The organism is Cellulomonas hominis (assembly GCF_901521055.1).
GTDB lineage: Bacteria > Actinomycetota > Actinomycetes > Actinomycetales > Cellulomonadaceae > Cellulomonas > Cellulomonas endometrii.
In genome coordinates, this window is record NZ_CABEGA010000001.1 from 95,939 (window position 1) to 111,037 (window position 15,099).

Sequence of the window (15,099 nt, forward strand, 5' to 3'; positions counted from 1 at the left end):
CTTGCCCCGCTCCCGCACGCCGCGCACCCTCCCGCACGCCGCGCCCACGCCCACGCGCCGCGCGCCGGCGGGCCACGCCGAGATGACAGTTCTCGCCTGCGCGGCGAGCGCAGCGACAGGCGAGAACTGTCATCTCGGGGCACGGGCGGCACCAGAGGGGACGAGGAACCCGCGCCGCAATCCTGACCCGTTCCGCCGGGCCCCGCCCTCGAGCACCGAGTGGGCAGCAGATGCGGGTCAGACGCCGCGGGAGCCAGCATCTTCTGCCCTCTCGGCGGGGCGATGGCGCGGGCGGGACGCGGGGCAGAGAGCGCAGGGGCGCGAGTAGCGTCGGGAGGGTGGCCGTGTCGCAGCCGTTCGCCGACCGGGCGCAGGCCGGGGCCGCGCTCGCGGGGCGGCTCGCCGCCTACGCCGGCCGGCCCGGGGTGCTGGTGCTCGCGCTGCCGCGGGGCGGGGTGCCCGTCGCGGCGCCGGTGGCCGCCGCGCTGCGTGCCCCGCTCGACGTCGTCGTGGTCCGCAAGCTCGGGCTGCCCGGGCAGCGGGAGCTCGCGATGGGGGCGCTCGCCGGGGTCGGCGGGGAGGTCGACGTGGTGCTGAACGAGCGGGTGCTGCGCGCCGCGCACGTCCGGCCGGCCGATCTCGACGCCGTGCGCACCGCGGAGCTCGCGGAGCTGCGCCGGCGGGAGGCGGCGTTCCGGCGGGACCTGCCGGCGCTGCCGGTCACGGGCCGGACCGTGCTGGTGGTCGACGACGGCGCTGCGACGGGTGCCACGGTGCGCGCGGCGGTCGCGGCGCTGCGGCGGCACGGGGCCGCGTGGGTGGTGGTGGGGCTGCCGGTGTGCCCGCCGGACACCGCGGCGGTGCTGGCGCGCGAGGCGGACGAGGTGGTGTGCGTCCGGGTGCCGCGGCACTTCCAGGCGGTCGGCCTGGAGTACCGGGACTTCGAGCCGCCCGCGGACGCCGACGTCACGGCGCTGCTGCGGGCGGGGCGGCCTAGCTGAAGCCGATCGCCCGCTGCGCGACCCGGTACGCGAGCACGGACACGCGCCGCCCGGCCGGCCCGGGCAGGTTCGAGATCTGCCCGAGCACCGACCAGCGCACCTTGCGGTACAGCCACGGGTCCTGCCGGCGCAGCTCCGACCACAGCCGGTCCTTCTCCGCCAGCGACTCCCGCGAGCCCGCCCGGATGAGCAGGATCGAGGACACCGCGCAGATGATCTCGACGTAGTGCAGGCGGTAGGCGCGCAGCCGCCGGTCGGCGACCCGGACCTGGCCCACGTGGTCGAGCATGAGCCGGTTGACCCGGAGCTGCTGGTCGAGGCGGCGCAGCATCACGGACTCCTGCACGGACTGGTCGGCCCGCCCGATGAAGTACCGGTACAGGTCGACGTCCAGGTAGAACAGCGTGCGCACGTGGGCCAGCGGCACCAGCGCGTACAGGTTGTCGACGTAGAAGGTGCGCTCCGGCAGCCGCAGCCCCGCCGCCCGCAGCACGTCCGTGCGGTAGGTGAGCGCGTGCATCATCAGGTACTGCCGCTTGGCGAACCGGCGGGTCGCGGACCAGCCGATCACCCGGTCGCGGGGCAGCGCGCCGGCGTACCGGACGGCGGTCTTGTTCTTCTTGCCCTGCTTCTCGTAGACGAAGTTCGACACGAGCAGGTCGACGTCGCGGCCGTCGGCGACGAAGCCCCGGAGCGTCGCCAGCACCCGGGTCAGGGCGTCGCGGTCGAGCCAGTCGTCGGCGTCCACGACCTTGAGGTAGGTGCCGCGCGCGTGGTCGAGCCCCGCGTTGATCGCCGAGCCGTGGCCGCCGTTGGGCTTGCGCAGCAGCCGCACCTGGTCCGGGTACCGGTCGACGTAGGTGTGCGCGAGCGCGGCGGTGCCGTCCGTGGAGCCGTCGTCGACGACCAGCACCTCGACGTCCGGGCCCACGCCGACCACGGAGTCGAGCGCGCGGGCGAGGTACGGCTCCGCGTTGTACGCGGGCACCACCACGGACAGCACCGGGCTCATGACGCGCGCACCTCGCTGGCGGGCGGGACCGGCGCGGCGGGCCCCGTGGCCCCGGCACCCGGGTCCGCGGGGTCGGACCGGAAGATGACCTTGAAGATCGGGAAGAACACCCAGAACGAGATGGCCGCGTTGATGATCATCGTGGCGAAGTCGGCGAGGGTCTCGCCGGTGCTGCCGAGGCCCCAGGTGTCGATGAACAGATCGTAGACGGGCGCCTTGTACAGCCCCTGCAGCGCGGCGGCGGCGATCGTGATGATGACGTAGGCGATCGCGTACCAGGTCGCTGCCTTCGCGACAGAGCTGGTCGACTTGAACGTGATGCTCCGCTGCGCGAAGAAGTTGATCACCTGCGCGACCAGCAGGGTGATCTGCACGGCGAGGAAGTAGGCCAGCCCGCCGCCGCCCTGCGGCAGCGCCCCGGCGGCGTAGTCGAAGACGTAGTACTGGGAGCCGTCGGGGTTCGAGCCGACGGGCCAGATCTGGAACGCGGTGTCCACCAGCGCCGTCATGCCGAACAGCCACTTGATCAGGGGCATCATCGCCAGCTGGAGCACGGTGATGCCGTTGCTCAGGACGAGGAACACGACGAACTGGGCGACGCCGGGGCGCTTCTCGGCGAACCGGCGCCAGGCGGCTCTCGGACGGGTCAGCATGGGGGTCTCCCTCTCGGAGGTCAGGCGTCGCCGCGCAGGGCGCGGGCGCTGGCGCGGTTGGCGCGCCGGTTGCGGGCGAAGGCGCGGACCGTGGCCCCGGCGCCGGAGAAGAAGTGGCCGTTCACGACGCGGACGATGCCGTCGACCATCTCGGCGCTGACCATGCCGTTCGTCATCTTCCCGATGGCCCGGAACGGCATGTTCAGCAGGAACAGGGTGTTGAGGTCGGGCGCCCCCTTGCGGTCGGCCGCGTCGCGTCGCCACGCCAGGACGCGGTACGCGAGCCGGGCGAGGGGCGACCGGGCCTCGGCCATCCGGCCCAGGGCGTCGTTGGCGGTGAGCGGCCCGGACCACGTCGAGCGGGGCAGGGGGCGGCCGAGCAGGGCCGCGAAGTCCGCGTCCGGCACCCGGCGCACGTCGCCGGTGCGGTAGCGCTCCGGCACGTCGTCGACCCGGCCGGGGACGGTGCCGGTCACCTCGACCGGCACCGCGAGCGGCAGGTCGTCGACGTGCGCGCCGGCCAGCACCTCGTACGTGCCCTGCTGGACCTGCCAGGCGCCCGTCGCGGTGTCCCAGTGCCGGAACGCGGCGTCCCCGAGCGGGACGGTCACGGTGGCGGACTCCCCCGGCGCGAGCTCGACCCGGGCGAACCCGGCGAGGGTCCGGTCGGGCCGGTGCACGCCCGGCGTCAGCCGCCGCACGTACACCTGCACCACGTCGGCGCCCGCGACGTCGCCGGTGTTCGTGACGGTCACGCCGGCGGCGTCCGCGGTCGCGGTCAGCGCCGAGTGCGCGAACGTCGTGTAGGAGAGCCCGTACCCGAACGGGAAGGTCACCGGCACGCCGGCGGTCGTGTAGTACCGGTAGCCGACGTACAGCCCCTCCCGGTACTCCGCGGTCCGCCCGGTCGCGGGGAACGCGTCCGCCGTGGGGGTGTCCGCCAGGGTGGCGGGGACGGTCTCCGCGAGGTGCCCGGAGGGGTTCACCGCGCCGGTCAGCACGTCGAGCAGCCCGCCCGCGCCCGCCTGGCCGGCGAGGTACCCGTGCACGACCGCCCGCGCCGACGCCAGCCACGGCATCTCGACGACGCCGCCCCCGGACAGCACCACGACGGTGGCGGGGTTCGCCGCGGCGACCGCGTGCAGCACCTCGACCTGCGCGGCGTGCAGGGACAGCGTGGACCGGTCCAGGCCCTCGGACTCGGCGATCTCGTCCAGCCCCAGGAACAGCAGGGCGACGTCCGCGTCCCGGGCGGCCTCGACGGCCTCGTCCCGCAGCGCGGCGTCGGGCGTGCCGTCGCGCCGGAACCCGGCGGCGAACGCGGTCGTCTTCAGGTCGGAGTCGCCGATCACGTCGAGCACCGAGTCCAGCCGGGTGGGGTTCACCGCCGAGGAGCCGGAACCCTGGTAGCGGGGCGTGCGCGCGAAGTCGCCGATCACCGCGACCCGGGCGCCGGGCGCGAGCGGCAGCACCGCGTCGTCGTTCTTGAGCAGCACCGCGCTGCGGGCGGCGACCTCGCGGGCGAGGGCGTGGTGGGCGTCGGCGTCCACCGCCGGGGCGGTGCCGGGCACCCGGGCGTCGCGCACGACGCGCAGCAGCTCCGCGACGCGGGCGTCCAGGTCGGCCTCCGCGAGCCGCCCCTCCTGCACGGCGCGCACGAGCTGGCGCGCGGAGTCGAGGCCGGCGGCCGGCATCTCGAGGTTCGAGCCCGCGGCGACCCCCGCCACGACGTCGTTCGAGCCGCCCCAGTCCGTGACGACCGCGCCGTCGAAGCCCCACTCCTCGCGGAGCACGTCCGTCAGCAGGAACCGGCTCTCGTTCGCGTACACGCCGTTGACCAGGTTGTACGCCGACATGACGGTGCGGGGGGCGGCCTCGGTGACGACGATGCCGAACGCGGTCAGGTAGATCTCCCGCAGCGTTCGCTCGTCGACCACGGAGTCGGACACCATCCGGCGCAGCTCCTGGGAGTTGGCCGCGTAGTGCTTCGGGCAGGCCGCGACGCCCTGGGACTGGATGCCGCGCACGTAGCCCGCGGCCATCTTCCCGGCGAGCAGCGGGTCCTCGGAGAAGTACTCGAAGCTGCGACCGCCCAGGGGCGAGCGCTTGATGTTCAGGCCCGGGCCCAGCAGCACGTCGACGTCCTGCGCGGCGGCCTCTGCCCCCAGGGCCGCACCGACCCGCTCGGCGAGCTGCACGTCCCAGCTGTTCGCCACCGCGGCGGCCGTCGGGAAGCAGGTCGCGGGCTCCGAGGCGTGCAGCCCCAGGTGGTCGGCGGAGCCCACCTGCTTGCGGACCCCGTGCGGGCCGTCCGCCAGCCACAGGGAGCGCACGCCGTGCCGCGGCAGGTCGTGGGTCTCCCACACCGACTTCCCCGTGAGCAGGGCGGCCTTCTCCAGCAGGGACAGGTTCTCGGTCATGACGTCCTCGATCGTGCGGCGGCCGGGAGGCCGTGGATCAGCGGTGCAGGGGGCGCGCGCGGGCGCACGGGGTCGTCGGGGCCGCCGCCGGGCCGGTGGTGGTGGGCGCCACCGGCCCGACGGCGAACCCGCGAGCCGCTACTCCCGGTCGGCGCGACCGGCGGGGACCGCCGGCTCGTGCTCGGGGGCGCCCTGGGGGTCGCCCGCCGTGGCGCCGCGGTGCCGCAGCACCCGGCGCGTCACCAGGAACGCACCGGCCACCACGAGCAGGCCGAGCACGATCGACGCGATGATCTGGATGTAGACCCAGGTCGGCGGCGTGTAGCTCACCGTCGCGCCGGGCGCCAGCCCGTTCATGGCGTTGGAGTTGGCGACCGTGAACAGGATGTTGTGGGTCGCCTCGCGGATGTCGCTGACCGCCTTGGCCGACGTGGTGTCCGCGAAGGACTTCGACGGCTGGAACGTCAGGGTGAGGTCCGTGCCCGCGCTGATGCCCTGGTTCGGGTTCATGTACGGGTACAGGTTGAAGTCCGAGATCGCGAAGCCCTCGAAGCCCCACTCACCCCGCAGCACGTCCGTCATGAGCGCCTCGGAGCCGCCGGCCCAGGTGGCGCCGATGCGGTTGAACGAGCTCATGACGCCGCCCGCGCCGATCGTGGTCTCCTCGACGGTGCCCTCGGAGTCGGCGATGTACTGCACGTCCATCGAGATGTTCTTGACGGCCATCTCGAACGGCTTGAGGTAGATCTCGCGGATCGTCTGCTCCGTGGCCCACGTCGCGATGCCGTTGTTGACCCGGTTGGTCTCCTGGTCGTTCAGCGCGAAGTGCTTGAGCGTCGTGTACATGCCCTTGGTCGCCGCCCCGTTCGCGACCGACGTGGCCATGGCGCCGGACAGGAACGGGTCCTCGGAGTAGTACTCGAAGTTGCGGCCGGCGAACGGCGAGCGGTGCAGGTTCATCGCCGGCGCGTACCAGCCGTTGATGTCCTTGAACATCGCCTCGTTGCCGAGCATCTCGCCCATCGCGGCGCCGAGCTCGACGTCCCACGTCTGCGCGATGAGGAACTCCGAGGGGTACGCGACGCCGTTGATCGAGGAGTTGATGAACGACGAGAACCCGGCGGGGCCGTCGGGCTCGACGGTCTGCGGCTTGGCGATCGAGCCGATCGCGGCCGTCTGGTACGCCCCGTTCAGCAGCATGTCGGTCATGTCGTCGACCGACAGGGAGTCGAGCAGCTCGTCCCACTGCGGGTCGTCCTTCGGCAGGCCGCGCAGGTCGATCAGCGCGAGGTCGGTGTCCGCGCCGGTCGTGGGCGTCTCGCCCTCGAACTCGGCCGCCACCGCCTCGTGGTCCCAGGCCTCGAAGCCCTCGGCGACGGCGTCGCTCGCGACCAGCTGGTCCGCGGTGGGCGCCGTCGGGAACGTCCCGGCGAAGTCCGCGCGGGACATCGACAGGATCTTGCCCTCGGCGGGCTCGGTGCTGAACTGCGCCGAGACGTCGTCGAACTGGTTGGTGACCTCGGCGAGGTCCGTGGAGCGGTGGTTCTCGCCGGAGTACACGACGTCGGAGTCGACGGTGTAGGTGATCGGCTCCGTGCCCGCGGCCACGGTGTGCGAGTCGGTGCGGACGCTCAGCAGGTAGTCGCCCGCCTCCAGGACGTAGGCGCGCTCGCCCAGGTGGTCGTAGGACGCCATGTCCTCGACCGCGATCTCCAGCGTCACGGTCTCGCTGGCGCCCGGCTCGATCACGCCGGTCTTCGCGAAGTCGCCGAGCACGACCTCGGACTTCTCGATGCCGCCCGGGGTGTACGGGGCGGTGTAGTACAGCTCGACGACGTCCTTGCCCGCCGCGGCGCCGGCGTTGGTGACCTCGACGTCCACCGAGACGGTCCCGTCGACGGCACCGGCCTGCGTGCCCACGACCTCCCAGGTGAAGTCGGTGTAGCTGAGGCCGTAGCCGAACGGGTAGACCACGGCGTCGTCGTAGTCGAGGAAGCCCTCGGCGGCGGCGGTCTCGTAGTAGCGGTAGCCGAAGTAGATGCCCTCGGCGTAGTTCACGAACGGCGCCTCGTCGGTGACGGTCGCGTTCGACGTGGCGGTCTCGATCGACGACACGGGGTACGACACCTCGAGGCCGTCGTACAGGAAGCCGCCGAAGTTCACGTACGTCGGGTCGGCGGTGAAGTCCGCGGCCCACAGGTCGGCGGTGCGGCCGGACGGGTTCACGTCGCCGGACAGGATGCGGCCCAGCGCGTTCAGGCCCGTGGCGCCCGGCGAGCCGGCCAGCAGGATCGCGTCGACCTCGGGGTCGTCCTGCAGCGCGCCCATCTCCAGCGTGGTCGAGGCGTTGACCACGACGACCACGGTCTCGAAGCTCGCCTTCGCGAGGGCGACCAGGTCCTTCTCGTCCTGGTTCAGCTCCAGCTGGTGCTGGCCCTCCTCGGCGTTCTCGTCCCAGTCGGTCATGTCGGTGGTGAGGTCGCCGCCCTCCCCGCCGGGACGGCCGATGTAGACGACCGCGGCGTCGGAGTACTGGGCGAACGACGAGGACTGCGCCTCGTACTGGTCGACCGGCATCTCGCCGATCGTGTAGGTGGAGATGTCCGGGCGGTCCATCTCGATGAAGCCGCGCGGGTTCTCGGCCGCGTACGCCTCGATCGCCGCGAACACCTGGTCGTTGACCTGGAAGCCGGCGTTCTCGAGGCCCGCGCGGGCGGTGACGGCGGAGTTGGTGTCGACGGAGCCGGAGCCCGAGCCGCCGAAGACCGGGTCCGCGGCGGCGCGGCCCAGCATGGTCACGCTCGCGCCCGCGGCCAGCGGCAGCGAGCCGCCCTCGTTCTTGGCCAGCACGATGCCGGCGCCGGAGATCTCCTCGACGAGGGCCTGGGCCGCGGCGTCGACGTCGTCGATCGACTCGTAGTCGGCCGTGTAGTACTCGGTGTCCCAGTCGGCGGACTCGCCCGAGTTCGTGAACGTGTAGGTGCCGGACCCGAACTGGGACGCGACCCAGCCGCCGGCCACCGTGAGGGCCACGTTGGCCACGACGGTGACCACGGTGACCACCGCGAGGACGGGGACCCAGATCCAGAGGAACTTCTTGTTCGACATCGGCTTCTTCGCGCGATCGGCGTTCTTCGCCTTGGCGTTCACTGCAATCCTCCTCGAGTGCGGGCGGCGATCACGCTAGGGGCGCCGGCCGGAGCCGCCCGCCGCGGGCGCACGATCTGTCGGTTCAGCGGCACGGACGGTCGCCGCCGGGGGGCCGGGCGCCCGCCCGCCCATCAGCGGTGCGGGCACCCGGCCGGGTCTCCGGGTGACTACTCGGTGACCTCGGTGATGGTGCCGTCCTGGTCGATCTGCCAGGTCTTGTCCGTGGCGGCCGAGTCGCCCTCGATCGTGTACTTGCCGTCCTCGATGTCGATGGTCCCCTGGATCCGGGACGCGGCGTCGGAGAAGGAGTAGGGCACGACCAGCAGGCCGTACTTCACGGTCGGCGCCTGCACGTCGCTCGCCAGCATGATCTGCGCCCAGGAATCGTCCTCGGCCAGAGCGTCCGCGACGGCGGTGCGCGCGTTCTCGAGGTCCTCCGCGATGTCGGACTCGCTGGCCGCCTGCTCCTCGGACGACGTCCCGCCGGCGCTGCCGCTGTCGTCGCTGGCGCAGGCGGTGAGCCCGAAGACGCCCGTGAGGGCCACCACGAGGCCGAGGCCGGTCGTCAGGGCGGTGTGTCGCTTCACTTCTGTGTGCTCCTTGATGAGTGCTGACCGCGGGCCCACCCCGCGGCCGGTCCCGCCGGGCCGGTGGCCGGCGACTGCGCGTCGCCGGTCACCGGTCCGGGCGGTGGTGCCGCGGGGTCAGTCCGCGATCGGCCCGGCGTAGTCCAGGCCGAAGCCGAACGCGTACGAGCTGCCCGCCGAGTCGACGTACGGCTCGGTGTCCTCCTGCACGTCCTCGAGCTGCTTCTCGACCGCGTCCATGGAGGCGGGGAAGGCGATCGGCAGCCGGCCCTGCGGCTCGGACAGGCCGATGGCCGTCTCGATGAGCGCCTGGTCGCTGAGGCCGAAGCCGACCAGGATCGCGTCGGACCGGGACTCGAACTCGGCCGGCACGGTGGGGTTGGTGGCCTTGAGCACCGTGATCACCGGGATGTCCTTGCCGGACGCCTCGACGGCCGCCACGGCGCGCTCGAACGCGTCGAGGTCCGACTCGTTCGCGGTCCGCGAGGTGTGACCGAAGTAGGACCGGTTCTCCTGCGTGCCGTCCGGGAGGATGTCGCCCGAGATCGAGACCTTGCGGACGTTCTCGCCGTCCGCCGTGTACGGGCGGTACTGCAGCGAGAGCGGGTACCACTCGCCGGTCTCGGTGTCGTGGCCGGAGTTCGCGAAGACGGCGCCGCTCTGCGGGCTGGTCATGCCGACCAGCACCAAGTCCACGTCGCTCAGGTCGGGAGCGGTGTAGCTCGTGACCTTGCCGTCGGCGTCCTCGACCGCCTCGTCGGTGACGACCGTGCCGAAGTACTGCTCGGCGATCTCGACGGTCAGCCCCGGGCCCTCGGTGTACTCGCCCGGGCCGAAGAGGCCGGCCAGGCCGGTGTTGTACGACCGCGGGATGTAGACGGTCTTGTCCTTCCAGGACTCGGCGTCCGACGCGGCGATCGTCCCGCCGTCGTTCTTCAGCATCACCACGGAGTCGAGCTGCGCCTCGTAGCCGGCGTCCAGCTTGTCCTGGCTCGCGACGATCTCGGTCGACTGCTCGAGGTCCAGGTAGGCGTTCTCGTACAGGCCCGGCTGGAACAGCATGCTCAGGACCCGGCTGCCGGTCTCCCGGAAGCGGGTGTCGGCGTCGACCTCGTTCACGCCGGCCTCGTAGTCCGCCTGCCACATGTCGTACGCCGCCAGGACGGGCTCGACCGCGTTGTTGCCGCCGAACATGTCGACGCCGTTCTTCAGGATCTCGTAGTGGCGCTGCTCGACGGTCAGGTCGTCGGCGCCCCAGGACGTCCCGATCAGCGCGTCGGGGTCGGTCGTGCCGCCGGCGGTCACGCCCCAGTCGGTGACGACGACGCCGTTGAAGTTCTCGCGCAGCATGCCGGTGCGGGCCGAGTCGTACGCGCTGCCCATCCGGTCGCCGCCCAGGATCGGCTCGCCGTTCCCGTCCAGCGCGACGGAGTACGCGGTCATCACGGCCGCGGCGTCCATCGCGCCGAGGAACACCTCGGCGTGCGCGTCGAAGTTGTCGCCCGGGTAGACGCCGTACTTGCCGGCCTCGGTGTGCGACTCGCGACCGCCCTCGCCGGGGCCGTCGCCCGCCCAGTGCTTGATCATCGCGTTGACGGACTCGTCGCCCCAGCCGTCCTCGCCCGGCGTCGCCTGGAAGCCGTCGACGTACGCCGCGGCCATCGCGCTCGCGAGCTCGACGTTCTCGCCGAACGTGCCGTCGACGCGCAGCCAGCGCGGGTCGGACGCGAGGTCGATCTGCGGGCTGAGCGCCGTGCCGATGCCCAGGGCCCGGTACTCGGCCGAGACCATGGTCGCGAACTGCTCCATCGTCTCCGGGTCGAACGTCGCGGCCAGGCCGAGGTTCGACGGCCAGCGGGAGATGTCGCCGGACGCGTTGTAGTTGCCGCCGCTCGACGCGGTGGAGCGGGGGTCGGAGCTGAAGTTCACGGGGACGTACGGCTCGTCGTCGGTCGCGAGCGACTCGGCGTACGCCTGCAGCTCGTTCGACCACGTCACGTTGGCCTCGACGTCGTTCGGGCCGGCGTTGAGCACGTTCCGCAGGCGCGAGGAGGACATGTACTCCTTCTGCGCGTCCGTCAGGCCGTCGGCGGGCGAGCGCTCGTGGGAGCTGAACAGCATGAGCCCGGCGATCTGCTCGATCGACAGGTCCTGCGCCAGGTCGGCGGCGCGGTCCTCGGCGGTCTCCCGCCAGTCCTCCCAGGTGTCCAGCTCGCCGTTGGCGTTCATGTCCTTGAACGCGTACTCCTGGCCGTCGATCTGCTCGGTCAGGAGCTCGACGCCGCTGTCCTTCCCGTAGGACAGGACCGGTCCGTCGCCGGGGTTCGTCACGACGGTGAACGTCGTGGTGCCGTCCGTGACCTCGCGCGTCGTGAACGCGTCACCCGACGCGCCGTCCTCGTCCGAGGAGGAGGGCGAGCACGCCGTGAGCGCGAACAGGGCGAGACCCGCGACCGCGGCCGCGCTCTTGACGTACGCCGAGCTGCCGGCGCGCCGTGGCGCCGTGGTGGTTGTCATCATCGACCTTCCCTTGTCGTCCAGCGGCCGTGCTCACGCGCCGCCGGTTCCGCGCCGTCGTCGGGGCGGGGGCCTGCGGTGGGTGCGCGACACGGCGCGTCTACGAACCGATCGCGACCCGGGACGTCCTCGTCCTGCAGCCGCGGCGCCAAGTTAGCCAGGGCCCGGAGCGCCCGGGACGGCAGGTGCACGGACTGTCGATCTCGGTCCACAAACGGCTCGGAAGGTCACGGGCAGGTCACGCCGAGCGGGTCCCGGGCGGGGTGCCGCCCGGACGATCTGTCGGTTCCGGTGCACGTTCTGTCGCGCGTCCCGGCCGTCGTCCGCGCCGTCCCGCGGGGGTCCTACACTCGGGGCGCTCCGCTCCTCACGGGCCGCACGGCCCCCGCCCGGAAGGGTCCCCCCGCATGGATCTGCTCGTCGTCGGCGCCGGGCTGTTCGGCCTCACGGTCGCCGAGCGCGCGGCCGAGGCGGGGCTGTCGGTCACCGTCGTGGACCGGCGCCGGCACCTCGGCGGCAACGCGTACAGCGACGTCGACGAGGAGACCGGGATCGAGGTGCACCGCTACGGGTCGCACATCTTCCACACCTCGAACGAGCGGGTCTGGGAGTACGTCCGCCGCTTCACGGCCTTCACCGGCTACCGGCACCGGGTGTACTCGACGCACGCGGGGACCGTGTACCCGCTGCCGATCAACCTCGGCACGCTCAACCAGTTCTTCGGCACCGCGATGGGCCCCGACGCCGCCCGGGCGCTCGTCGCGGAGCAGGCCGCGGAGGTCGACGCGGACGCCGCGAGCAACCTCGAGGACAAGGCGATCTCCCTGATCGGCCGGCCCCTGTACGAGGCGTTCGTCCGCGACTACACCGCGAAGCAGTGGCAGACCGACCCGCGGGAGCTGCCCGCGTCGGTGATCGCCCGGCTGCCGGTGCGCTACACGTACGACAACCGGTACTTCAGCGACACCCACGAGGGCCTGCCGGCGCACGGCTACCTGCCCTGGTTCGAGGCGATGGCGTCGCACCCCCGCATCGACGTGCGCCTCGGGACGGACTTCTTCGACGCCACGCAGCCCCTGAGCAAGCCCTCCGCGCGGGGCCAGGTGCCGATCGTCTACACCGGCCCGGTCGACCGGTACTTCGACCACCACGCGGGCCCGCTGGGCTGGCGCACGCTCGACCTGGAGACCGAGACCCTGCCGGTCCGGGACTTCCAGGGCACCAGCGTCATGAACTACGCGGACCTCGACGTGCCGTGGACGCGCGTGCACGAGTTCCGGCACTACCACCCGGAGCGCGAGGACCGGCACGCGCAGGACCGCACCGTGATCATGCGCGAGCGGTCCCGGTTCGCGCTCCCCGGCGACGAGCCCTACTACCCCGTCGCCACCCCCGCCGACCGCGACCGGCTGCGCGTGTACCGCGACCTCGCCGTCGACGAGCCGGACGTGCACTTCGGCGGCCGCCTCGGGTCGTACCTCTACCTCGACATGCACATGGCGATCGCCTCCGCGCTGTCCTGGTGGGACAGCGACGCGGCACCCGGGCCGGCCCGGACGTTCTCGGCGGCCTGAGCCTCAGCGCGCCGCGGGCCGGTCCGCGGGCATCGGCAGCAGGATCCGCAGGACGAACCACCCGTCCTCCGCGTTGACCGTCATGGACCCGCCGTACTTCTCCGCGGTGTAGCGGATGGACTTCAGCCCGTAGCCGTGCCGGTCGCGGTCGGCCCGCCGGGTGACGATGTGCCCGTCCTCGGTCCGGAGCTCACCCGTGAAGTAGTTCTCGAACGTCATCATGACGAACCGGTCCCGGGCGAAGAGCGCGACCTTGATCACCCGCTTCTCCGGGTCCGGCACGGCGAGGACCCCGTCGATGGCGTTGTCGAGCGCGTTGCCGAACACCGCCGACACGTCCATCGCGGACATGAAGTCGATCGCCGAGCCGTCCGCCACGTACGTGAGGTCGATGCCCCGCTCCGCGCACTCCAGGCTCTTGGTCGTGAGGATCACGTCCAGCACGCCGTTGCCCGTGTCCGCCTGCGCCGCGTAGCCGGAGACGCTCGCCTCCAGGCTGTCCAGGTACGACGCGCGCAGCCCCGGGTCGCCCTCCGCGCGGATGACGTTGATCTGGTGCTTGAGGTCGTGGTACTTCCGGTTGACGATCTCGATGCTGCGCTTGGACTGCAGGTACTGGCCGTGCTGGCGGCGCAGCATCTCGTCGATCGCCTTCACCTCCGCGCGGGCCCGGTGCTGCAGCCGCTGCCCCTGCTGCGCGTACAGCGCGACGAACCCGCACAGGTCCACGAGCGTGCGGATGTAGAAGATCTCCAGGCCCAGCCGGCCGCTGAACGGCGTGTTCGCGTTGAGGAAGCTGATGTTGCTCATGAAGAACGTGACCAGCGCGATCGCGATCGCCGAGGCCAGCTCGCCGTACGTGACGTCGAGCGGCTGCGCCGGCCGGAAGTGCCGGGCCTCGATCAGGTACGCGCCGACGAACGCGGCGCCGTACGCCGCCACGCCGAACGCCACCTGCCAGCCGGTGCCCGGACGGCCCTCGGCCAGGAAGAAGAAGCAGTGGATCTGCCAGTGCGCCGCGGCCACCAGCTCCGCGAGCACCAGCGCGCGCGCCGCGAAGTAGCCCGCGTCGCGCGCCGACACCCGGGCGGCCGTGACGATGAACCCGTACATGGCGGCCACCGCCGCCGCCATGCCCGCCGACCACAGCGCGAGCGGCAGCCGGTCCGCGAGCTCCTGCACCCCGACCAGCACCACGAGGGCCGCGCCCGCCACCACGACCAGCCGCCCGGTCGGCAGCCGGTGCCGCAGCAGCACGTACACCAGGCACGCCGCCCACTCCGCGACCCCCGTGAGCAGCCGCGGGATGTCCGGCAGCGTCTCGATGATCACGCGCTCCGCGCCCCGAGGTAGTCGGTGAGCGCCGCGAGGAACGCCTTCTTGCGCGGCCGGCTGATCAGGAGGTCGTGGCCGCCCATCATCAGGGCGCTGCTGCCGTGCACGCCCAGCACGTGCCGCAGGTTGACCACGTACCCGCTGTTGCTGCGGAAGAAGCTCTTGCCCTCGAGCTGCGCCTCGAGCGCCTTGAGCGGGCCGACCACGGAGTACCGGCCGTCGACCGTGTGCACGGTCGTGCGGTGCTTGGCGCTCTCCAGGAACACGATGTCGTCGGTCGCGACCCGCACCAGCCCGCCGTCGACGGCGAGCAGGAGGTAGTCGGCGGACCGGCGCCGCAGGCGGGCCACGGACTTCTTGATCTCCTGGGAGAACGCGAAGTACGACACCGGCTTGAGGACGTAGCTCAGGGCGTCGACCTCGTAGCCGCGGATCGCGTACTGGGTCATGTTGGTGATGAACACGATCACCACGTCGCGGTCCACGAGCCGGATCCGCTCCGCCGCGCTGAACCCGTCGAGCCCCGGCATCTCGACGTCGAGCAGCAGGATGTCGAACACGGGCCGGTAGCCGGCGACCACGTCCGCGCCGTCCGCGAACGTGGTGATCGCGAACGACTCGTCGTGCTCCCGCTCGTACCGGCGCAGGTGCTCGACGAGCAGCAGGGCGCTCGCTGCGTCGTCCTCGACGATGCCGATCCTGATCACGATGCCGTTTCCCGGGGTCTGGTCCCCCGCGGGCGCGGGGGACGTCGACCGGCCGGAGCGGTGCTGCGGCGGCGCGTCCCCTGGTCGCGGCCGCGGCTCCGGCAGGTCGCGCCGATGCTAGGCGACGCGCGCCTGACGTGTCA

Annotated in this window: 10 protein-coding genes; 2 read left to right on the top strand and 8 right to left on the bottom strand. The window is 72.3% G+C overall.

The genetic code is table 11. The features are described from left to right. Positions 1–338: 338 nt before the first annotated feature. Complete coding sequence (locus KJP73_RS00420; protein WP_249668957.1) at positions 339–1,001, top strand: phosphoribosyltransferase; 663 nt, start codon at positions 339–341, stop codon at positions 999–1,001. Here KJP73_RS00420 and KJP73_RS00425 read toward each other — a convergent pair. From KJP73_RS00425 to KJP73_RS00450, 6 genes are all read right to left on the bottom strand, one after another. Next, complete coding sequence (locus tag KJP73_RS00425; protein ID WP_213280747.1) at positions 994–2,013, bottom strand: glycosyltransferase family 2 protein; 1,020 nt, start codon at positions 2,011–2,013, stop codon at positions 994–996. The genes KJP73_RS00420 and KJP73_RS00425 overlap by 8 nt on opposite strands. Further along, entirely contained in the window at positions 2,010–2,666 is a 657-nt protein-coding gene (locus KJP73_RS00430) for a GtrA family protein (RefSeq protein ID WP_249668958.1), read from the bottom strand. Before KJP73_RS00430 ends, KJP73_RS00425 begins: the two co-directional genes overlap by 4 nt. A 20-nt stretch (positions 2,667–2,686) precedes the next feature. After that, on the bottom strand, positions 2,687–5,086 hold the full coding sequence (locus KJP73_RS00435) for a glycoside hydrolase family 3 C-terminal domain-containing protein (protein WP_213280748.1): 2,400 nt from the start codon (positions 5,084–5,086) through the stop codon (positions 2,687–2,689). A 138-nt stretch (positions 5,087–5,224) separates the two neighbouring features. Further along, positions 5,225–8,236 (bottom strand): glycoside hydrolase family 3 protein, encoded by a 3,012-nt coding sequence (locus tag KJP73_RS00440; protein WP_249668959.1) that lies wholly within the window; start codon positions 8,234–8,236, stop codon positions 5,225–5,227. Between the two features lie 167 nt (positions 8,237–8,403). Beyond that, positions 8,404–8,823: a hypothetical protein gene (locus KJP73_RS00445; protein ID WP_213280749.1), complete on the bottom strand. Its 420-nt coding sequence runs from the start codon at positions 8,821–8,823 to the stop codon at positions 8,404–8,406. 117 nt (positions 8,824–8,940) lie between these two features. Then, positions 8,941–11,340 carry a glycoside hydrolase family 3 N-terminal domain-containing protein gene (locus tag KJP73_RS00450; RefSeq protein ID WP_249668960.1) on the bottom strand — a complete coding sequence of 800 codons (2,400 nt, stop codon included), beginning with the start codon at positions 11,338–11,340 and terminating at the stop codon, positions 8,941–8,943. A gap of 407 nt (positions 11,341–11,747) precedes the next feature. On the opposite strand from KJP73_RS00450, the gene glf reads away from it, so the two are divergent. Further along, entirely contained in the window at positions 11,748–12,914 is a 1,167-nt protein-coding gene (gene glf / locus KJP73_RS00455; RefSeq protein ID WP_213280751.1) for a UDP-galactopyranose mutase, read from the top strand. A gap of 3 nt (positions 12,915–12,917) precedes the next feature. On the opposite strand, the gene KJP73_RS00460 is transcribed toward glf, so the two are convergent. After that, positions 12,918–14,246: an ATP-binding protein gene (locus tag KJP73_RS00460; protein ID WP_213280752.1), complete on the bottom strand. Its 1,329-nt coding sequence runs from the start codon at positions 14,244–14,246 to the stop codon at positions 12,918–12,920. After that, entirely contained in the window at positions 14,243–14,956 is a 714-nt protein-coding gene (locus tag KJP73_RS00465; protein WP_213280753.1) for a LytR/AlgR family response regulator transcription factor, read from the bottom strand. Before KJP73_RS00465 ends, KJP73_RS00460 begins: the two co-directional genes overlap by 4 nt. Positions 14,957–15,099: the final 143 nt, after the last annotated feature.